This is a genomic window from Streptomyces thermodiastaticus (assembly GCF_014656135.1).
Taxonomy (GTDB): Bacteria; Actinomycetota; Actinomycetes; order Streptomycetales; family Streptomycetaceae; genus Streptomyces; species Streptomyces thermodiastaticus.
Window position 1 is genome coordinate 221,916 of sequence record NZ_BNBV01000004.1, and the last position, 19,067, is coordinate 240,982.

At 73.1% G+C, this 19,067-nt stretch carries 17 protein-coding genes; 8 read left to right on the plus strand and 9 right to left on the minus strand.

All coding sequences use genetic code 11. The features are described from left to right. Window positions 1–166: 166 nt before the first annotated feature. A complete protein-coding gene (locus tag IE286_RS06270; protein WP_189795602.1) occupies window positions 167–997 on the minus strand; it encodes a lysozyme in 831 nt (276 codons plus the stop codon). Between the two features lie 302 nt (window positions 998–1,299). On the opposite strand from IE286_RS06270, the gene IE286_RS06275 reads away from it, so the two are divergent. Then, window positions 1,300–1,761 carry a MarR family winged helix-turn-helix transcriptional regulator gene (locus IE286_RS06275; protein ID WP_229862000.1) on the plus strand — a complete coding sequence of 154 codons (462 nt, stop codon included), beginning with the start codon at window positions 1,300–1,302 and terminating at the stop codon, window positions 1,759–1,761. A gap of 153 nt (window positions 1,762–1,914) precedes the next feature. On the opposite strand, the gene IE286_RS06280 is transcribed toward IE286_RS06275, so the two are convergent. Then, window positions 1,915–2,703 (minus strand): protein phosphatase 2C domain-containing protein, encoded by a 789-nt coding sequence (locus IE286_RS06280; protein WP_189795603.1) that lies wholly within the window; start codon window positions 2,701–2,703, stop codon window positions 1,915–1,917. Window positions 2,704–3,124: 421 nt separating this feature from the next. Here IE286_RS06280 and IE286_RS06285 point away from each other — a divergent pair, with 421 nt between their 5' ends. The 5 genes from IE286_RS06285 to IE286_RS06305 are packed head-to-tail and all read left to right on the plus strand — an operon-like array spanning window position 3,125 to window position 8,920. After that, the gene (locus tag IE286_RS06285) at window positions 3,125–6,049 is read left to right on the plus strand and encodes a sensor histidine kinase (protein WP_229862013.1); all 2,925 of its coding nucleotides are present in this window, start codon (window positions 3,125–3,127) and stop codon (window positions 6,047–6,049) included. Next, entirely contained in the window at window positions 6,046–6,549 is a 504-nt protein-coding gene (locus tag IE286_RS06290; protein ID WP_189795605.1) for a roadblock/LC7 domain-containing protein, read from the plus strand. The genes IE286_RS06285 and IE286_RS06290 overlap by 4 nt, the downstream gene beginning before the upstream one ends. After that, entirely contained in the window at window positions 6,546–6,995 is a 450-nt protein-coding gene (locus IE286_RS06295; RefSeq protein ID WP_189795606.1) for a DUF742 domain-containing protein, read from the plus strand. The genes IE286_RS06290 and IE286_RS06295 overlap by 4 nt, the downstream gene beginning before the upstream one ends. Then, the gene (locus tag IE286_RS06300) at window positions 6,976–7,614 is read left to right on the plus strand and encodes a GTP-binding protein (protein WP_189795607.1); all 639 of its coding nucleotides are present in this window, start codon (window positions 6,976–6,978) and stop codon (window positions 7,612–7,614) included. The genes IE286_RS06295 and IE286_RS06300 overlap by 20 nt, the downstream gene beginning before the upstream one ends. Window positions 7,615–7,654: 40 nt before the next feature. Next, window positions 7,655–8,920, plus strand: a complete 1,266-nt coding sequence (locus tag IE286_RS06305; protein WP_189795608.1) for a styrene monooxygenase/indole monooxygenase family protein — start codon at window positions 7,655–7,657, stop codon at window positions 8,918–8,920. 58 nt (window positions 8,921–8,978) lie between these two features. On the opposite strand, the gene IE286_RS06310 is transcribed toward IE286_RS06305, so the two are convergent. From IE286_RS06310 to IE286_RS06325, 4 genes are all read right to left on the minus strand, one after another. Beyond that, window positions 8,979–10,262, minus strand: a complete 1,284-nt coding sequence (locus IE286_RS06310) for a C40 family peptidase (RefSeq protein ID WP_189795609.1) — start codon at window positions 10,260–10,262, stop codon at window positions 8,979–8,981. A 115-nt stretch (window positions 10,263–10,377) separates the two neighbouring features. After that, window positions 10,378–10,704 (minus strand): DUF8847 domain-containing protein, encoded by a 327-nt coding sequence (locus tag IE286_RS06315; protein ID WP_189795610.1) that lies wholly within the window; start codon window positions 10,702–10,704, stop codon window positions 10,378–10,380. Window positions 10,705–10,879: 175 nt separating this feature from the next. Next, complete coding sequence (locus IE286_RS06320; RefSeq protein ID WP_189795611.1) at window positions 10,880–11,524, minus strand: TetR/AcrR family transcriptional regulator; 645 nt, start codon at window positions 11,522–11,524, stop codon at window positions 10,880–10,882. A gap of 113 nt (window positions 11,525–11,637) precedes the next feature. Continuing rightward, the gene (locus IE286_RS06325) at window positions 11,638–12,576 is read right to left on the minus strand and encodes an AurF N-oxygenase family protein (protein WP_189795612.1); all 939 of its coding nucleotides are present in this window, start codon (window positions 12,574–12,576) and stop codon (window positions 11,638–11,640) included. Window positions 12,577–12,735: 159 nt separating this feature from the next. On the opposite strand from IE286_RS06325, the gene IE286_RS06330 reads away from it, so the two are divergent. Further along, a complete protein-coding gene (locus IE286_RS06330) occupies window positions 12,736–13,848 on the plus strand; it encodes a ferritin-like domain-containing protein (protein WP_189795613.1) in 1,113 nt (370 codons plus the stop codon). A gap of 255 nt (window positions 13,849–14,103) precedes the next feature. Further along, a complete protein-coding gene (locus tag IE286_RS06335; RefSeq protein WP_229862016.1) occupies window positions 14,104–15,108 on the plus strand; it encodes a hypothetical protein in 1,005 nt (334 codons plus the stop codon). Between the two features lie 104 nt (window positions 15,109–15,212). On the opposite strand, the gene IE286_RS06340 is transcribed toward IE286_RS06335, so the two are convergent. The 3 genes from IE286_RS06340 to IE286_RS06350 form a co-directional block, all read right to left on the minus strand. Continuing rightward, entirely contained in the window at window positions 15,213–16,682 is a 1,470-nt protein-coding gene (locus IE286_RS06340) for a penicillin-binding transpeptidase domain-containing protein (protein WP_189795614.1), read from the minus strand. A gap of 94 nt (window positions 16,683–16,776) precedes the next feature. Further along, a complete protein-coding gene (locus IE286_RS06345) occupies window positions 16,777–18,141 on the minus strand; it encodes an FtsW/RodA/SpoVE family cell cycle protein (protein ID WP_229862002.1) in 1,365 nt (454 codons plus the stop codon). Further along, on the minus strand, window positions 18,135–18,779 hold the full coding sequence (locus tag IE286_RS06350) for an SH3 domain-containing protein (protein ID WP_189795615.1): 645 nt from the start codon (window positions 18,777–18,779) through the stop codon (window positions 18,135–18,137). The genes IE286_RS06345 and IE286_RS06350 overlap by 7 nt, the downstream gene beginning before the upstream one ends. Window positions 18,780–19,067 lie beyond the last annotated feature (288 nt).

The window sequence follows — 19,067 nt, forward strand, 5'->3', positions numbered from 1 at the left end:
GAGCCTGTACCCGGTCCAGCGCCCCGTTGCTGTGCTTGTCCGGGGGACAACCCCCGGGCCCCCGGCCGGATGCTGTTCAGCCGTTGGCCAGAGCCTGTACCCGGTCCAGCGCCCCGTTGCTGTGCTTGTCCGGGGGACAACCCCCGGGCCCCCGGCCGGATGCTGTTCAGCCGTTGGCCAGAGCCTGTACCCGGTCCAGCGCCCCGTTGAATTTGTCGTGGTCGCCGACGGTCGGGCCGGACGAGGTGTACTGCCACATCGTGTAGTAGCTCCAGCCGGCCGGCAGGGTGCCCGGCGAGGAGGCGTAGCGCGCGATCCACAGCGGGTTCTTCGAGGCGAAGCCGCCGTAGTTGCCGGTGCACTGGGTCCACCAGCTGGTGGCCGTGTAGATCACGGCGTCCCTGCCCGTGCGGGCCTTGTACGTGTTGAGGAAGTCGGTGATCCAGCTGACCATGGCGCTGGCCGACTTGCCGTAGCAGGTGTCGCCGTAGGGGTTCCACTCGATGTCGAGCGCCCCGGGCAGGGTCTTGCCGTCACGCGACCAGCCGCCGCCGTGGTCGACGAAGTAGTTGGCCTGGGCGGCGCCGGTGGAGGTGTCCGGGGTCGCGAAGTGGTAGGCGCCGCGGATCATGCCGACGTTGTACGAGCCGTTGTACTGCTGGGCGAAGTAGGGGTTCGTGTAGTACGTGCCCTCGGTCGCCTTCACGTAGGCCCACTTCACACCGCTGCTCCAGAGCGTGGACCAGGCGACGTTGCCCTGGTGGCTGGAGACGTCGACGCCCTCCGTCTGGGTGGCGTCGGTGCCGGCGGGCGTACCGCTGCGGCCGTCGTGCGCCAGGACGCCCATGCCCATGTAGGCGGAGCCGCGGGCGGGGGTGGGGTCGGCCGTGGTGTCGGCCGCGGAGGGAACGGTGAACGCGAACGAGAACGCTGCGAGCAGGGCTCCCGCGAGGGTCAGCCGACGTACGCGGGCCTTTCCGGGTCTGTGCACGGGCATGACGTGCCTCCGTTGGTCGGGTGATGCTCGGTGGGGGGAAACGCGGGCATGATCCACGGTCGCACGGAGGATGAGCGGATCACGGGAAGACCCGCCGGGGAACCGCATGACGTGGGCATGCCATTGCCACGGACATGACGCTACGCACGTAGACCCGCGGGGGGAAGAGGGCACGGGGCCTGCCGATGGTCTACGCCTGCTAAATACTGACGGAGCTGCGGCGATGGGGACGAGCGCCGGAAATTTTCAGCAACGGGAAACTTCGGGCAGGGGCTGACGTGCAGGAAGAGGCAAGAGGCGGCGTGCGGGACGGGGACGCCGGGGCGGGCGGCGCGGACCAGCCGTTCCTGGCCCTGGAGCGGGAACTGACGGTGCTGCTGCGGCGCGCCCGCGCCAACCAGGGGGAGATGGCCCGTGAGGTCCACCCGGATCTGGAGCCCGCCGCCTACGGGCTGCTCATCCGGCTGGAGCAGTGCGGCAGCCAGCGCACCACGGAACTGGCCGCGTACATCGGCGTCGGCAAGGCCACCATGTCCCGTCAGCTGCGCGCCCTCGAGGAGCTGGGCCTGGTGGGCCGCGAACCCGACCCCGCGGACGGGCGCGCCTGGCTGGTGGCGCTCACCGACGAGGGGCGCCGCCGGGTCGGCCAGGTGCGCGAGGCGCGCCGGCGCCGCTATGTCAGCCAGCTGGCCCACTGGGACCGCCGCGAAGTCGCCGAGCTGGCCCGGCTGCTGCACGAGCTGAACGCGGTCATGGACAAGTGACCGCCGCGGCCGCGTCCGGCGGCGGGCGGCGCGCCGGCGGGCGGTGCGCGGCCGGTGCCGCGTCCGTGGCGGGCGGCCGCCCGCTCGGCCGGGCCTGCGTGCCGGACGGCCGGCGGCGGTGCCGGGGCCCGTCCGGCCGGGACGCCGGTGCGGTCACAGCTCGGCGTACACCACCGTCGCGTCGTCGTGCGTCTTGCTGCGGCCGAGGCGAAGGCGATGCTCACGGTCCGCCGTCTCCAGCGCCCGTACGCGGTCCACCAGCGCGCGGGCGCCCTCCTTGCGCACCACCGCCAGGCACTGCGCCCAGTCGCCCTCGCCGAACGTCTCCACCCAGCGTGCCGCGCCGTCGGTGAGCGCGGCCAGGGCCCGCACCTCGCCGCGCGGCAGAATGCCCGTCACCGCCCGGCCGGCCACCGAGGGATCGGCCGCCGCCGTGAAGAAGCCGCCCTCCTGGTTGCGCAGCGTGGCGTCGACGAGCGCCTCGTCGGCGAGTGCCGCCCGGGGCAGCCGGGCCAGCCGGTCGTCCAGGACCGGGACCACCGAACCGTCGGCGACTTCCAGCAGCAGCACCGAGTCGGACAGCACGAGGTACTCGACCGTCTTGGGCGACCAGCGGGCCAGTATGACGGTCGCCTGCGGAGTCCGCACGTGAGAAAGCTCACAGGTTTGAACGTGGCTGTGCGCGGTTCTGGCGATCGCCTGTCCGAGGATCTCCCGCAGTGTCAGATCTGGGGCGGAAACGGTCAGTTCGGTCAGCGAGCCGCCGAGCCGGGCCGTGAACCAGGGGACCGAATGCAGACATCCTGTGCCGGTCGCCGGCGGCGTCACGCCGTCCAGCACGACCAGGCAGCCGCCCTGTCCGGACGCGGGGACTGCGACGGCGGCGAAGTCCTCGTTCGGACGTTCGATGTGTCCCGGCTCGGAAACAACTTCGGTACGCATCCGGCCAGTCTGCATGATTCCTTCACATTGGTCGTCAGGGATGGCCGGCAGCCTGCGAAATGACGACGAACGGCAGCTCGAATGCCGGATTTGAGAGGGATTCGCGCGTTGCGGGAAGGCGTGGCGGCGAATAGTGCCAAAGCCTGTGCCTCCACGTCCAACCGGCTCGCCGGACGACCGGCGGGCATGCACTCCTGGAACTTGCCCCCCAACTCCCCTCCGATGTTCACTCCTTCGGGTGGCCGGTCGGATGATGCGGGCCCACCGCCCACCGGCACTGGGAGGGTCGGAAGCCGATGCAGGTCCCCCTGCTCACACCGCAGCGAAAGAGCCGGGGGAGGGTGAACGCGCCCGTCGCACCAGCCGACGGTGTGCCACCCGGGCCCAGTAGTACTACTCGAGTACAGGAATGCGAGCACCGGTGCAGAAAAAGCGGCCTCGGCGCACAGGCAAGCAGACGGCCACCGCGGGGGGTTCACAGCGGATGACGCCGGGCACCCCTTCCGCCGCCCCAGCCGTAGGCAAGGGCCGTCCCACCCATGTGCGCAACCGTCTCGTCATCGCCGTCGCGGTCGTCGCCGCGGCCGTGGCCGGGGCCGGCGCCCCGGCCGTCGTCACTGCCTTCGGCCAGGTGAGCGACTCCCAGGACCTGGTGACCCTCGCCGGGCAGACCGAGGACGCCCTCGCCCTCGCCCACTCCCTGGCCGACGAACGCGACGACGTCACCTCCTACCTCGCCGCCGGCCGTCCCAAGTCTCAGGCACCCTCCGAGCAGCACAGCACCCGCGTGGACCGCCAGGTCGAGGAGCTGCGCTCGAACACCGGCACGCCCGCCTGGCTGCGCAAGAAGCTCGACGGCATCGCCGCCGTGCGGCGCACGGCGCTCACCGGGCGGGAGAGCGCCCTGCAGGCCCACCGGGCGTACTCGGCCGTCATCGCCGACCTGCACCGGATGGCCGAACAGCTGGCCGAGCAGATGCCTCAGCGGGCGGGCTCCGGGGCGCACGCCCTGGCCGACCTCGACACCGCCGTCCAGCAGGCCGCCGAGGCGCGCGGACTGCTGCTCGCGGCCCTGAACGTGCCGCACTCCACGCAGACCGTGATCGACCCGGTCACCGGCCTGCCCGTCCAGCAGGCCGGCTCGTCGGAGTCCGACAGCGAGCAGCGCGACGCCCTCAGCGCCGCCGCGCAGCAGGCCCGGGTCCGCTCCGACGCCGCCCTCGACCAGTTCCGCGAGACCGCGCCCGAGGCGGCCCGCGCCTCCTACGACTCCACGGTCACCGGTCCGGAGGCCGCGTCCGCCGAGAAGTACCTCGACCGGCTGACCGACCGGCCGGAGCTGTCCGACTCCGACCTCAACGTCAGCACCAAGAAGGTGGAGGCCGCGCTGACCGCCCGCATCGACCTGATGCGCGGCGCGGAGTCCTCCCTGTACGACCGCCGCACCAAGGATTCGGCCCAGCTGCGTGACGACGATGTCACCGCGCTGGAGCTGCGCGTCGGCGCGCTCGGCGCCCTGCTGCTGGTCGCCCTCGGCATCACCACCGCACTGGCCCGCAGCCTCACCCGCCCGCTCGCCGTGCTCCGCCTCGGCTCGGCCCGCCTGGCCGGCGCCGAGGACCCGGCCGCCGAGGAGCCGATCCGCTTCACCGGCCGTAACGACGAGTTCGCCCAGGTCGTCCGGTCCGTCAACGACCTGCACGCGCGGGCCGTCGCCCTGGCCGAGCGGGTCGCCACCCTGGAGGCCGACCGCAAGCACCTGGTCGGCCAGCGGCAGACGATGGCCGACGCCCGCGAGGAGCTGCGCGCCCAGCTCGACGACAGCGCCGCCCAGCTGGACCGGCTGCGCTCCAGCATCGGCTCCACGTTCGTCAACCTCGCGCTGCGCACCCTCGGACTGGTCGAGCGGCAGCTCGGCGTCATCGAGAACCTGGAGGACCGGGAGCAGGACCCCGAGCGCCTGGCCACCCTGTTCAAGCTGGACCACTTCGCCACGGTCATGCGCCGGCACAACGAGAACCTGCTCGTCCTCGCCGGCACCGAGCACGTCCAGCAGCACGCCGGGCCGGTGCCGCTGGTCGACGTCGTGCGCGCCGCGGTCAGCGAGATCGAGCGGTACGAGCGGGTCCGCATCGCCTCCCTGCCGCCGCACGCGCATGTCGCCGGGTTCGCCGCCGACGACCTGTCCCACCTGCTGGCCGAACTCATGGAGAACGCCACCTCGTTCTCCCCGCCGGACCAGCCGGTCGAGGTCTCCGGCTGGCTGATGGAGAACGGCGAGATCATGCTCTCCGTCCAGGACGAGGGCATCGGCATGGCCGAGGAGCGCAGGGAGCGTCTCAACGCCCGTCTCACCGACTTCGACCCGGACGTCCCCTACGACAAGGACGGCGAGGACGGCCTCGGTCTCGGCCTGTACGTGGTCGCCCGCCTCGCCCACCGGCACGGGGTGCGGGTGCAGCTGCGCGAGCAGAAGAAGGGCGGCACCGCGGCGGTCGTGGTGGTGCCTCAGCCGGTGCTGGCCGCGGCTCCCGCTTCCGCGGTGCCGTCCCCGGCCGGCCCCGGTGCCACCGGAACCCACACCCTCTCGCTGCCCGGCGCCGACGCGGAGGTCAACTCCAACGTCCTGCCCGCCCGCGACGGCGACCCGCTGGTGGCGCTGGCCGAGAAGGCGGTGCGCGCGTCGGAGGCGGCCGGAGGGGAGGACGCCGGTGCCGCGTCCCGGGACGGGTCCGCCACCGCGGACGCGCCCCGGGAACAGCCGGAGTCCGGGGAGGCGGCGGCCCCCGGGGAACAGCCGGAGTCCGGGCAGCGGACGGCCGCCGGGCAGACGGCCGGGAACGGTGAGGTCCCGGCACCGGCCGAGTCCCCCGCCGAGACGACGCTGGAGCTGCTCCTGCCCTCGCAGGGCCGGCGGCGCGGCGGTGACGGCGGCCCCGGACCGGCCGGGCCGGAGCACGCCGGGCGGGACACCGGCGACGGCGGTGCCGCCGGCGAGCACGCCACCGTGGCCGACGGAGCCGACCCGGCCGAGGCCGGCACCGAGCACGCACGTGCGCCGCGGGAGCAGGACGAAAAGGTCACCGCCAAGGGACTGCCCAAGCGCACCCCGAAGATCACCGCGCCCGCGCAGGCACCGCGCCGGCGCAGCGGGTCGGTGGACGCCGAGACCCTCCGCCGTCGCCTGGGCGGCTTCCGCAAGGGAGCGCAGGCCGGCTACCGCGACGTGGAGGCGGAGATCGCCGAGCGCACCGCCCGGACCCGCCGGCCGGCACCCCCCGCGCCGGCCGGCCGACCATCAGCCGATGAAGCCACGGGGGGCACAGTCGAGGAGGCAAGCAGTTGACAGCGCCCACTACCTTCGACCTGAGCAGTGAGGCCCGCAACCTGCAGTGGCTGCTGAACAACCTCGTCGAGGAGGTGCCCGGCATCCGGTCCGTCGCCGTGGTCTCCTCCGACGGCCTGCTGCTTCTTTCCTCCGACAAGGCCCAGGTCGAACAGGCCCGTGAGGCCCGCGAGAAGAACCAGGACGGCCCGCGCGGATCCGCGGCCGACCTCGCCACCATCGTCTCCGGCATCGGCAGCCTGACCATCGGCGCGGCCAAGCTGATGGACAGCGGCGCGGTCAAGCACACCATGGTCGCCATGGACGAGGGCAGCCTGCTCGTGATGTCCATCAGCGACGGCTCGCTGCTCGGCGTGCACGGCTCGGCGGACTGCGACATGAGCGTGGTGGCGTACCACATGGCCCTGTTCGTCGGCCGCGCCGGTCACGTGCTCACCCCCGAACTCCGCGACGAGCTGCGCAAGTCGCTGGAGACGGAGACGGCCGGGAGCACCCGATGACCAGTGCGACGAGCAGCCCCGTGCCCCCGCCGGCGGACGGCACCGGCAAGAAGCAGCTGCCGGTCCGCGGCGGGGACCGCAAACCCGCCCGGGTCCGGCCGTACTCGCTCACCGGCGGACGCACCCGGTTCGGTCACGTCCTCCTCGTGGAGACCTTCGTGGCCGCGCTGGACGCCCCCGAGGAGCGCAAGGAGCTGACCCAGGCGCCGTCGTCCGCCCGGGTCATGCCGGAGATGCAGGCCATCGTCGAACTGTGCCGCCGCATGCGCACGGTGGCCGAGATCGCCGCGCTGCTGAAGATGCCGCTCGGCGTGGTCCGCGTGCTCCTCAGCGACCTCGCGGACCAGGGAAAGATCCGTGTGTACGGCACCGGGACCGGTCACGGCACCGGTCGTCCGGACCGCGCTCTGCTGGAAAGGGTGCTGAGTGGACTCCGCCGTCTCTGACGCCGCCCGAGGTGTCGCCCCACTCGTCGAGCCCGACGAGACCTTGCAGCCCTGGCAGACGGACCGCACCCGTGCCCCGATCGCCACGAAGATCGTGGTGGCCGGGGGCTTCGGCGTCGGCAAGACCACGCTGGTCTCCTCCGTCTCGGAGATCACGCCTCTGCAGACGGAGGCGCTGATGACCGAGGCCAGCGCGGCCACCGACGACCTCACGGCCACGCCGGGCAAGGTCACCACCACCGTGGCCATGGACTTCGGCCGGATCACGCTCGACGACGACCTGGTGCTGTACCTGTTCGGCACGCCGGGGCAGCAGCGGTTCTGGTTCATGTGGGACGACCTGGTGCGCGGTGCCATCGGTGCCGTCGTCATGGCCGACACCCGCCGGCTGCGGGACTGCTTCCCGGCCCTGGACTACTTCGAGAGCTGCGGGCTGCCCTACGTCGTCGCGGTCAACCACTTCGACGGCAGCGAGCTGTACGACCCGGAGGACGTGCGGGAGGCGCTGACGATCCCCCCGCACATACCTGTCATGATCATGGACGCGCGGCGCCGGATCTCGGTGATCGAGATCCTGCTGGCCCTCGTGGCCCACGCACTCGAAGAAACCCCCGAATGATCCTTCGAGCAGTCCAGAAGTCGTAGGAGGCACCACCCGCATGCGCAAGATACTCGTCGTGGGGGCCGGGCAGTCCGGCCTCCAGCTCGCCCTCGGCCTCCAGTCGCACGGGTACGAGGTCACCCTGATGTCCAACCGGACCGCGGACGAGATCCGCTCCGGGCGGGTCATGTCGACGCAGTGCATGTTCCACACCGCGCTCCAGCACGAGCGGGACCTGCAGCTGAACTTCTGGGAGTCCCAGGCCCCGAAGATCGAGGGCCTGGGCGTCTCGGTCGCCGCGCCCGGCTCCTGGAGCGAGGGCCCCGCAGCCCGCGCGATCGACTGGGTGGGCCGCCTCGACGGGTACGCGCAGTCGGTGGACCAGCGGGTGAAGATGGCCGGCTGGATGGAGACGTTCGCCCAGCGCGGCGGCCAGCTGGTCATCCACGGCGCCGCGGTCGGTGACCTCGACTACTTCTCCCGCGCCTACGACCTCGTCCTGGTCGCCGCCGGCAAGGGCGAGCTGGTGTCGATGTTCGAGCGCGACGCCTCCCGCTCGCCCTACAGCGAGCCGCAGCGCGCGCTGGCGGTCGCCTATGTGCACGGCCTGGAACGGCGCCCGGAGCACCCCGAGTTCGACGCGGTCCGCTGCAACCTGGTGCCGGGCGTCGGCGAGCTGTTCATCATGCCGACCTACACCCTCTCCGGCCGCGCCGACATCCTGTTCTGGGAGGGCATCCCCGGCGGCCCCCTCGACGTCTTCACGGGGGTGAAGGACCCGGCCGAGCACCTGTCCCTCACCCTGGAGCTGATGGCCCGCTACGTCCCCTGGGAGTACGCACGGGCCGGCAAGGTCGAGCTGACGGACGCCGGCGGCACGCTCGCCGGCCGCTACGCGCCGACCGTGCGCAAGCCGATCGGCCGGCTGCCCGGCGGCGGCGCGGTCCTCGGCGTGGCGGACGTCGTCGTCGCCAACGACCCGATCACCGGCCAGGGCTCCAACTCGGCGTCCAAGTGCGCCGCCGCCTACCTCGCCTCGATCCTCGAGCACGGCGACAAGCCGTTCGACGAGGCGTGGATGCAGCAGACGTTCGACCGCTACTGGAACACCGCCCGGCACGTCACCAAGTGGACGAACGCCATGCTGGCGCCGCCGCCGGAGCACGTGCTGCAGCTGATCGGTTCCGGCGTGCAGTACCAGGCGGTCGCCGACCGCTTCGCCAACGCCTTCGACAACCCCGCCGACTTCGAGAACTTCTTCTTCGAGCCGGAGAAGACCGAGGCCTACCTGGCCGAGGTGGCGGGCGCGGCCGGGTCCGCCTGACGGAGCACGCCCGGCGCCGCACGATCCGGTGCGTCCGGCCGGCCGGGCACGGCACCGGTCAGCCGTCCCGGCGGGTGATCGTCATCCGCGCGGGGTGCGGATCGAGCCGGACCGTGTCCTTCCGGCCGGTCCGGTGCCCCGTCCGGTGCTTCGCCAGGCCGGCGGCCTCCGCGAGCCTCGGCGGCACGAACTGCCGCAGCGACACCGTGCCCGCCGTCCGCCGTGCGGGTGTGCCCGCGTCGGGCCGGACCGCGCCCAGCACCGGGTTGGACGTCAGCGGCGACACCTTGATCCGTGTCCCGGGCCGCGGCGCCTGCACCACCTTGCCGCCCCCCAGGTAGAGGGCCACATGGCTGGCCTCGGGGAAGTAGACGATCAGGTCGCCGGGGCGCAGCCGGTTCAGCGGCACCCGCGGCAGCCGGGCCCACTGCTCCTGGCTGGTGCGGGGGATCGGGGTCCCGGCGTGCGCCCAGGCCTGCGAGGTCAGCCCCGAGCAGTCGTACGCCGCCGGGCCGGTCGCGCCCCACCGGTACGGCTTGCCCAGCTGCCGCAGCGCGTAGCGCACCGCCCGCTCGCCCGCCTCGGTGGGGGCGGCGTCCGGGCCGAGCGCCCCGGAGGCCGTCAGCCGGTTGTGTTCCCGCTCGGCCCCCTCCTGCTCCCAGGCGGCCAGTTCCGCCAGCTGCTGCGGGCTGAGCCGGGCGAGCATCCGCTCCACCTGGCCCAGCCGGCGCCGCACGTCGTCACGGGCCCGCTGCCGGCTCCGGACGAGGGCGAGCCGGGCGTCGAAGGAGGCGCGGGCCCGCCGGACCAGCCAGGACGCTCTCTTCTCGGCGGCGGCGAGCCGTCGCACCGTGTCCGCCCGGTGCCGGGCGACCTGTGCGATCAGATGCCCGTCGTCCAGCGCGGCCTGCGGATCGCGGGCCAGCAGCAGGGTGAGGTACGGGAAGAAGTCGCTGCCGCCCTGGTACTGCTCCCGGGCGAGCCGGCCCGCTTCCTTCCGGCTCTCCTCCAGGGCGGCCCGGGTGCGGGCGAGGTCGGCGGACAGCCGTACCGCCTCGGCCTGCTGCCGGGCCAGTTGCACGGTCGCGGCGTTGTAGGCATCGGTGGCCTGTGCTGCCAGCCGGTACAGCTGCTGCAGGTCCGCCAGCAGCCGGGCGACGGACACCCGGGCGGGCCCGGACGGCCGCCCGGACGGTGCGGGCGGTGCGGGTCGTGCCGGCGGTGCGGGCTGTGCCTGCGGGGTCGGCTGCGGCTGCGGTACGGCCACGGCGGTCACCGGCGTGAGAGCGGTCTGCGCCAGCACCGCCGCCGCGCACGCCAGACGCAACGCGCGTCCTGACACGTCATCACCTCCGTCACGGGGCGGACTCTCCGCTCCCGCACCGGTGAGGATTCGACGTATGAACGGACAATGTGTGGCTCCGTGCCACTGGTGTGGGCCGCCTGGCGTAGCACGCTCACTCGCCCGTGTCTGCGGACCTGCCCTCCGGTCCGTTCTCCGGTGCACGGCCGCCACGGGGCTCCGGCTTCGACCACGGCCACCTGAGCCGGCCGCCGCCGCGTGACTCTGGATCGAAGACGTACTTCCAGCCGCGCGGCAGCCCGAGCCGCTTGCTGTGCCCGCGCGGCACCCGCCGGTAGACCAGCACGGTGGGCGGCCCGCCCGCCGCGTCCGGGACCGGGATGCGGTAGGTCTTCGGCGGGTTACCGGTCATGCCCACCAGCACGGGCAGCACCCGTCCGTCCATGGGGCCGCCCTCGAACGGGGTGTCTTCGCTCTTCACCCCACCAGTGTCGGTGATCCGCCGGTGGCCTCTTCTCGCGTCTTCCCGCGCGGCTGCCCGGTCCTCTCCACCGCGCGCTGCGGCGACAGGCGGCAGGCGCCGTCCTCGGCCCGCCCTGCGGGCGGACGACGCGGCGTCCCCGATGCGACCTGGCCGAGGACGTCCCGGACGCGACCTAGCCGAGGGCGTGCAGCAGCGCCGCGGTCTGCGCGTCGCGGGCCGCGGTCACCGTCAGCACGGCGATGAACTGCTCCACCAGCCAGTCCCGCAGCTCCTCGGCGGGCGGCTGCTTGCCCTCGTCCAGCCAGATCAGCGAGGCGGCCTCCACCGCCGTGATCCACATCCGCACGGTCATCCGCAGCCGCGGTCCCGGGTCGGTGACGCCCAGGTGGCTGAGGATGTGCTCGGCGGCGGCCCGGCGCACGCCGTCCACGATGGCGCTGGTCCGGGAGGTCTCCACCACGCTGCCGCCCTGCAGCAGCGCGCTGAACCCGGTGTCGTGCGAGTCGACGAACGCCAGATAGCGGTCCAGGGCCCGCGACAGCCGGGCCGGCAGCGGGCCCTCGTGCGGCTCGTCGAAGCAGTGCCGCAGCTCGTCGGCGGCCGAGCGCAGCGCGGCCTCGTACAGCTGCTGCTTGCCGCCGGGGAAGTACCGGTAGACCAGCGGGCGGGACACACCGGCGGCCTCCGCCACGTCGTCCAGCGACACCTCCTCCGGAGCCCGGTGGGCGAAGAGGGACAGGGCCGCCTGGAGCAACTGGGCACGGCGTTCCACGACGCTCAGGCGGCGGTACGCGGGGGTCGGGGCGGCAGGGCTCATGCCGGGCAGCGTAATCGCCGCCCGGCCCGGACGGCCGGGCCACCGGGTGCCGCAGCCGCGTCGCTCACCCCGGTGACCTGCCCGTCCGGCCGGTGCCGAGCGGTGCCGGGCGGTCAGGCGAGCAGGCCCGAGGACCGCCACAGCCGACGTCCCACGCCCCGCAGCACCCCGATGTCGTCCAGGAAGTCGGTCAGCCGCTTGGCCCCGGTCTGCATGACCTCCCGCCGGTGCGCGCTCGCCTTGACCTGGGCCATGGCCTCACGCTTGTCCAGGCCGACGTTCGTGTAGACCTCGGGGTTGATGAAGGCCACGGAGAACACCCGCGCGAACTCGCCGGACGTCAGCCGGGTGAACTCCCGCGACCAGCGCGGCGCCGTCAGCATCTGCCGGCGCAGCTCCTCGCGGGCGTAGCGCACGTGCCGGGCCTCCTCCACCACGTGGATGCGGGTCACGCCGCGGATCAGCGGCTGCACCCGCTCGTCGGGGAAGGTCAGCCGCTGCATCCAGTCCAGGACCTCCTCGCCGAGCAGGGTGGCGGTGAAGGAACCGGGCGTGGTGGAGATCGTCTTGAACAGCCGGCCCAGGTTCTGGTGCAGCCGGGTCACCGGGTACCAGGGGGTGCCGTTGCGGGTGATCACCCGGGCGAACATCTTCGAGTGCCGGCACTCGTCCTCGATCTCGGTGAGGGCGTAGCGCACATGGGCGCTGGTGGCGGGCTTGTCGTAGATGTGGCGCACCAGCAGCTGCATCAGGATCAGCTCGAACCAGATGCCCAGTGAGGCGAGCGCGGCGGCCTCGTGCTGGGACAGCAGGATCCGCTGCTCCTCGCTCATCCGCTTCCACAGCGGCGTGTCGTACAGGGACACCAGCTCCGGGGGCCAGAACCACTTGCCCTCCTCGAAGGGCGCGTCCCAGTCCAGCTCCTTGTCGGGGTCGAAGGAGTGCTTGGCGGAGGAGTCGAGCAGCCGCCTGGCGACCTGCTCGCGGTCCTTGAGCGCGCCCAAGGCGTCGCGCAGTCCGGCAAGCGCGTCGGCTTCCGTCACGGTCGTCATGGCTGTCCACCTCGTCGTACAAGGAACTGGTCGTCGTGGCCGTAAACGGCTGGTCACCTGGCAGTCAGGCAGCACTCTTATGAGACTGCTTGTCAGCAAGAGCGTCAATCCCTTGCACACGACTTGTTGACTCGGCGTCTACGTGTGAGCCTGCGAAGTATGCCGACCTTCGACCTGTACGCCGACGACCCCGGCGCACCGCACTGGCAGGTCCCGGCGAGCGGCGACGCCCGCTTCAGCTGGGAGTACGACGACGGCCGCGACCGGCTGCTCGCCCTGTACCAGAAGGGCAAGGACAAGCAGTGGGACGGCCAGAAGCGCATCGACTGGGACCTCGACGTCGATCCGTACGACCCGCTCGGCACCCCCGAGGAGGCGATGGTCCTCTACAACACGCCCTACTGGGCGAAGATGACCGACCGGGACAAGGGCGAACTGCGACGGCACTTCGCGTCCTGGCAGTTCAGCCAGTTCCTGCACGGCGAACAGGGCGCGATGATCTGCGCCGCGCGGATCGTGGAGTCCGTGCCCGACCTGGACGCGAAGTTCTACTCGGCGACCCAGACCATGGACGAGGCCCGGCACGCCGAGATCTACGGCCGCTTCCTGCACGAGAAGATAGGGCTGGTCTACCCGATCAACGACAACCTGCAGTCGCTGCTCGGCGACACCCTGCGCGACAGCCGCTGGGACATGCCGTACCTGGGCATGCAGGTCCTCATCGAGGGTCTGGCCCTGGCCGCCTTCGGCATGATCCGCGACACCACCGACAAGCCGCTGCCGAAGCAGATCCTCGCCTACGTCATGCAGGACGAGGCCCGGCACGTGGCCTTCGGCCGCATGGCGCTGCGCGACTACTACAAGCAGCTCACCGACGCCGAACTGCGCGAACGCGAGGAGTTCGTCATCGAGGGCTGCTACCTGATGCGGGACCGCCTGCGCGGCATCGAGGTGCTGGAGAACTTCGGCATCCCCCGCGCCGAGGCCGAAGAGCTCACCGGACGCTCGGAGTTCCTGCACCTGTTCCGCCAACTGCTGTTCAGCCGCATCGTGCCCTGCGTGAAGGACATCGGTCTGTGGGGCAAGCGCCTGCAGCAGGCCTATGTCGACATGGGCGTGTTCGACCTGGGCAACTCCAACCTGGACCAGCTCATGGCCCAGGACGAGGAGCTCGCCGAGAAGCTGGACGCGGAACGCTTCGCCGCGGAGGAGCAGGCGCGTGTGACGGAGGTGCGGCAGACCATCGAGGCCGACCGCGACGCCGGAGACTGATCCCCCAGCCGGCTCGCCGGCTCGCCGGTGAGCGGGTGCGGGACCGCGCCGGGTGAGGCGACCCGTCGCAGGACGGCCGTGCGCAGCGGGGCGGAGACGCCGCGCCGCCCCGCTCCCGGCTGACGGCCCGACGGCCGGCTGCCGCACTCCCGCACCCGCTTGCTCCCGTGCGTCCCCGCACAGCGCGCGAGGTGGCTCCGGACGCGGGTTTTTGTCCGCCGTGTCACCCGTGTGCAGTACGGTGCTGGCGTGTCCATGCCTCCGTCATCGCCGCAGCCCCAGAACCCCCGGACCCCGCAGAACCCGTACGGCGCCCCGCCGCCCCCGCCTCCCGGCCCCTACGGCCAGCAGCCTCCCTCGCCGGGCCCCGGCCCCTACGGCCAGCAGCCTCCCTCGCCGGGCCCCGGCCCCTACGGTCAGCAGCCTCCCTCGCCGGGCCCCGGCCCCTACGGCCAGCAGCCCCCCGCACCGTCGACGCTTCCGGCGCAGCCGAATCCGTACGGTCAGCAGCCGCCCGCGCCGCCCGGCCCGCAGGGCAACCCCTACGCCACCCCCTACCCCCAGGCCCCCTACCCGTCGCAGCCGCAGAACTGGGGCGCGCCCACGATGGGCCCGCCGCCGAAGAAGCGGCGCGTCGGGTTGATCGTCGGCATCACCGGCGGGGTCGTCGGCGTCATCGTGATCGTCGGCATCGTGCTCGCCCTGATCGGCACCGCGGCCGGCGGCGGCTTCCCGGAGGCGAAGTTCAGGCTGACCCTGCCCAGAACCCTCGTCGACGGCGGCTTCCAGCTCGAACAGGACCTGTCCGACACCAAGGGCCAGGAGATCGAGAACGAGGCGGACGGAGCCTGGGACGCCAAGGTCACGAAAGCGGTCGTCGGCCAGTACAGCCAGGACGGCGACCAGACCAAGGGCGCGCTGATCCTTTCCGGCTTCTACGGCCGGTTCAAGAACACCGACAAGGCCCGCCGCGACATGCTCGAGGGCGCCACCGAGGCCGACGGCGTCACCCTGGAGGCGGGGCCGAAGGACTTCCCGCGAAGCGGTGAGCCCACGATCAGCTGCGAGGTGCTCACCCAGGAGAAGCTCGGCACCGAGCTCACCTACCCGGCGTGCAGCTGGGCCGACGGCAACACCGGGGCCATCATCGCCGTGATGGACGCCGACACGCTCGGACAGGACGCCTCCGAGGTGGACCTGGAGCACTACGCCGAGGTCACCCGCCAGGTCCGCAGCGAGACCGTCAAGCCGATCGGCTGACGCACGGCGCGGGCGCCCGGGCCGGTGCGCTCCGGTCCGGGCGGCCGCGCCCTCCCACCCTCCGCGCCCCGTGGGGCCGGCACCGTGACGTCCCATGCACCACGTCACCGCGCCGGCGGCGTGCGCAGCACCGCCTCCATCACCGCGCGGGCGACCGGAGCCGCCGTGCCGCCGCCGCTGATGTCCCCGCGCCGCGCGGAGGCGTCCTCCACCACCACGGCGACCGCCACCCGCGGCACCACGTCCCGCTCGCCCTGCGCCCAGGAGATGAACCAGGCGTACGGCGTCCCGGAGTTGCCCACGCCGTGCTGCGCGGTGCCCGTCTTGCCGCCCACGACCGCACCCGGAATCGCCGCGTTGCGCCCGGTGCCCTCGGCGACCACGTCGTACATCAGCTCCCGCAGCCGCGCCGCGGTCGCCGGGCTCATCACCTGCCGCAGCGGACGGGATCCGGCCGTCGCCACCACCGCGCCGCCGGGCCGGGTGATCCGCTCCACCAGATACGGCGCGGGCACCTGCCCGCCACCCGCCACCGCCGCCGCCACCATCGCCATCTGCAGCGGCGTGGCCCGCGTGTTGAACTGCCCGATCGACGACAGCGCCAGCTGCGCCCGGTCCTCGGTGGGGTCGAACGTGCTGCGCGCCACCCAGAACGGGATGCGCAGCCCCAACTCGTTGAAGCCGAACCGTTCCGCCGTCTCCTTCATCACCGTGGCACCCACGTCCACACCCAGCTTCGCGAAGACCGTGTTGCACGACCACGTGAAGGCGTGCCGCAGAGAGGCGTCACGGCATCCCCCGCCCTCGTTGACCAGCCGTGTGGTGCTGCCGGGCAGCCGGTAGGGGTCCGGCGAGTCGGTCCGCGCGTCCAGGTCGGTCACCACGCCCGACTCCAGTGCCGCCGCCGCGGTGACCACCTTGAAGGTCGAACCCGGCGGGTACGTCTGCCGCACCGCCCGGTTGAGCAGCGGCTGATCGGGGTCGGAGGTCAGCCGGGCCCAGGCCGCCGCCACCGCGGGACCGTTCCCGGACAGCTCGGCCGGGTCGTAGGACGGTGTGGACACCAGCGCCAGGATCCGGCCCGTCGCCGGCTCGACCGCCGCGACCGCGCCCTTGCGCGGGCCCAGCGCGGCGAACGCGGCCCGCTGCGCCGCCGGGTCGATGGTCGTCACCACGTCCCCGCCGGCCCGCCGGGAGCGGCCGGCAGCGGCGAGCAGGGGGAAGGAGGCCAGCATCGGGTCCGTCCCCGACAGCACCGCGTCCTCGGCGTGCTCCAGGAACGTCGTGCCGTACCGCTGCGAGGCGAACCCGGTGACCGGTGCGTACAGCGGACCTTCGCTGTAGGTGCGTTCGTAGCGCAGCTGCTCGCCGGTGTCCCGGGAGCCGGTGACCGGCCGTCCCCCGACCAGGATCTCGCCGCGCGGCCTCTCGTAACGGGCGATGGCCAGGCGGCGGTTGGCCGGGTTGCCGCCGTAGGAGGGTGCCTGGAGCACCTGCAGCCGGGCGGTGTTCACCAGCAGGGCCACCAGCAGCAGCACGCAGAACGCGGCCGCCCGCCGGACGTACCGGGTCACCGTCCGCCCTCCCGGCGTGCCCCCGCCGCCGGCACCGGCCCTCCGGCCCGGATCCGCCCGGCGCCGCGGACGGCCCGGACAGGACCCCGCCCGGTCACGGCGCCGGCCTCCCGTCGTACTGCCGGCGGGCCACATGGCTCACCCGGATCAGCAGGGCCACGATCGTCCAGTTGGTCACGACCGACGAGCCGCCCTGGGCGAGGAACGGCATCGCCATGCCGGTCAGCGGGATCAGGCCGGTCACCCCGCCCGCGATGACGAACACCTGCAGCGCCACGATCGCCGCCAGCCCCACCGCGAGCAGCCGCCCGAACGGGTCCCGCAGCACCAGTCCCGCCCGGAAACCGCGCTCCACCAGCAGCGCGTACAACAGGAACACCGCCGACAGCCCGGCCAGCCCCAGCTCCTCCCCGGCCGTGGCCAGGATGAAGTCGGACTTGGCGGCGAACCCCACCAGGATCGAGTGGCCGAGGCCCAGCCCGGTGCCGAGCACCCCGCCGGCGGCGAACGAGAACAGCGACTGGGCCACCTGCCCCGGCCCCCGGCCCGCCTCGACGGACGCGAACGGGTGCAGCCACTCCTGCACCCGGCTGTGCACATGCGGCTCCAGCCAGCCCACGGCGACCGCCCCGGCCGCGGCCAGCAGCAGCCCGACCGCGATCCAGCCGGTGCGGCCCGTCGCCACGTACAGCATCACCACGAACAGCCCGAAGAACAGCAGCGAGGTGCCCAGGTCCCGCTCCAGCACCAGCACACCAACGCTCAGCAGCCAGATCGCCACCACCGGCCCCAGCACCCGCCCGGTGGGCAGCTGCAGCCGCCACACCTGGCGGCCGGTGTACGCCAGCGCGTTGCGGTGGTCGGCGAGATACGCGGCGAAGAACACCGCCAGCAGCACCTTCGCGAACTCGCCCGGCTGGATGGACAGCCCGCCCAGCCGCATCCAGATCCGGGCGCCGTTGATCGCGGGGAACAGGATCGGCAGCGTGAGCAGGGCGAGCGCGGCAGCGCCCCACAGGTAGCAGTAGCGCTGCAGCCACCGGTGGTCGCGCAGCACCAGCACGACCAGGGTGAACAGGGCCACGCCCAGCGTGGACCACACCAGCTGGGCCGGCGCCGCGCTCTCGCCGGGCGTCTCCAGGTCCAGCCGGTAGATCAGCACCAGGCCCAGCCCGTTGAGCAGCACCCCGATGGGCAGCGGCAGCGGATCGGCGTACGGCGCCCGCAGCCGGACCGCGCAGTGCGCGAGCAGGGCCAGCCCGCCCAGCCCGGCGCCGTAACCGGCGGCGCCGGGCGGGACGGTGCCGTACTTGGCCAGGCCGACGGCGCAGTAGCCGTACACGGACAGCAGGACGGCCACGACGAGAAGGGCGAGTTCGACGCCCCGGCGCCGGGGAAGACGGGCGGTGGCCGGCGCGGCCTGATCCGCCGCGGCGACGCGCGTGACCGGCGTCAGCACCAGCGGGGCGCCGGCCCGACGTTCTCGATGTAGCGGGCCGAACCCCAGGCCCAGGTGCCGTCGACGAGGAGGTACCACAGGCGGTTGCCGTCGACCTCCTCACCGTTGGTCTTGCAGTGGATCCACACCTCGTGGCCCTGCGGGACGACCCGGACCACCGTGCTCTTGCGGTCGGGGCCGCTGCGCAGGGCGAGCCCGCCGCGAGCGGTGACCCGGCCGCGGTAGAACGTCGGATCCTGCGCGCCGGTGCCGGGCAGCGGGGCCTCGGCGGCGGTGGTGGTCTGCCCCTTGCCCTGGGCGCTGGGCTGCCTGGCCTCCGCGGCGGACGGGCTCGGCTGCGCGGACGGGGTCGGCTGCGCGGACGGGGGCGCGGTGGTGGTGCCGGGGGCCGCACCGGGCGTGCCGGGGGCCGCGCTCGGCGTGCCGGGGGCCGCGGTGCCCGTGCCGGCGGACGGCTGGCTCGCGTCCGGCTCGCCCGAAGCGGGCTGCGGCGTGCCGGCCGGGGTGGCACCCGGAGCGGCGGCCGCGGTGCCGTCCTGGTGGTCGCCGGCGACCGCGGGCGCTACGACGGCCGTGGTCAACAGCGCCCCGGAGGCGGCCGCCAGGGCCAGCCGGGCGAGCGGGGAACGCAGGGACATGGAGAACCTCCACCTGTGGCGATGACGCCCGCTATAGCGGACAAATCTGACCAACGTCACATTAGGAGCGCCAGTCACCGGATGCCCGCGACACCGCGCCGTCGGCGAGGCTGTCACCTGAACCGGCGTCAGCCCCGGGCGCCGCACGGGCTCCCGTCACCGGTGAGCGCCCGAGCGGCGCGGGCCGCCACCGGCGAGTGCGGCCGCTGCGGACCGTGCCCGACGGGACACCACACGTGGGAAGGAGCGACCGGGCGCAGGGGCCGACGGCCGTGCGCAGGGACGTAC

Bases quoted from the DNA above. Each gene is read 5' to 3' on its own strand.
- IE286_RS06270 (WP_189795602.1), bottom strand. From the start codon at position 997: ATGCCCGTGCACAGACCCGGAAAGGCCCGCGTACGTCGGCTGACCCTC.
- IE286_RS06280 (WP_189795603.1), bottom strand. From the start codon at position 2,703: ATGCGTACCGAAGTTGTTTCCGAGCCGGGACACATCGAACGTCCGAAC.
- IE286_RS06295 (WP_189795606.1), top strand. From the start codon at position 6,546: ATGACCAGTGCGACGAGCAGCCCCGTGCCCCCGCCGGCGGACGGCACC.
- IE286_RS06305 (WP_189795608.1), top strand. From the start codon at position 7,655: ATGCGCAAGATACTCGTCGTGGGGGCCGGGCAGTCCGGCCTCCAGCTC.
- IE286_RS06320 (WP_189795611.1), bottom strand. From the start codon at position 11,524: ATGAGCCCTGCCGCCCCGACCCCCGCGTACCGCCGCCTGAGCGTCGTG.
- IE286_RS06325 (WP_189795612.1), bottom strand. From the start codon at position 12,576: ATGACGACCGTGACGGAAGCCGACGCGCTTGCCGGACTGCGCGACGCC.
- IE286_RS06330 (WP_189795613.1), top strand. From the start codon at position 12,736: ATGCCGACCTTCGACCTGTACGCCGACGACCCCGGCGCACCGCACTGG.
- IE286_RS06335 (WP_229862016.1), top strand. From the start codon at position 14,104: ATGCCTCCGTCATCGCCGCAGCCCCAGAACCCCCGGACCCCGCAGAAC.
- IE286_RS06350 (WP_189795615.1), bottom strand. From the start codon at position 18,779: ATGTCCCTGCGTTCCCCGCTCGCCCGGCTGGCCCTGGCGGCCGCCTCC.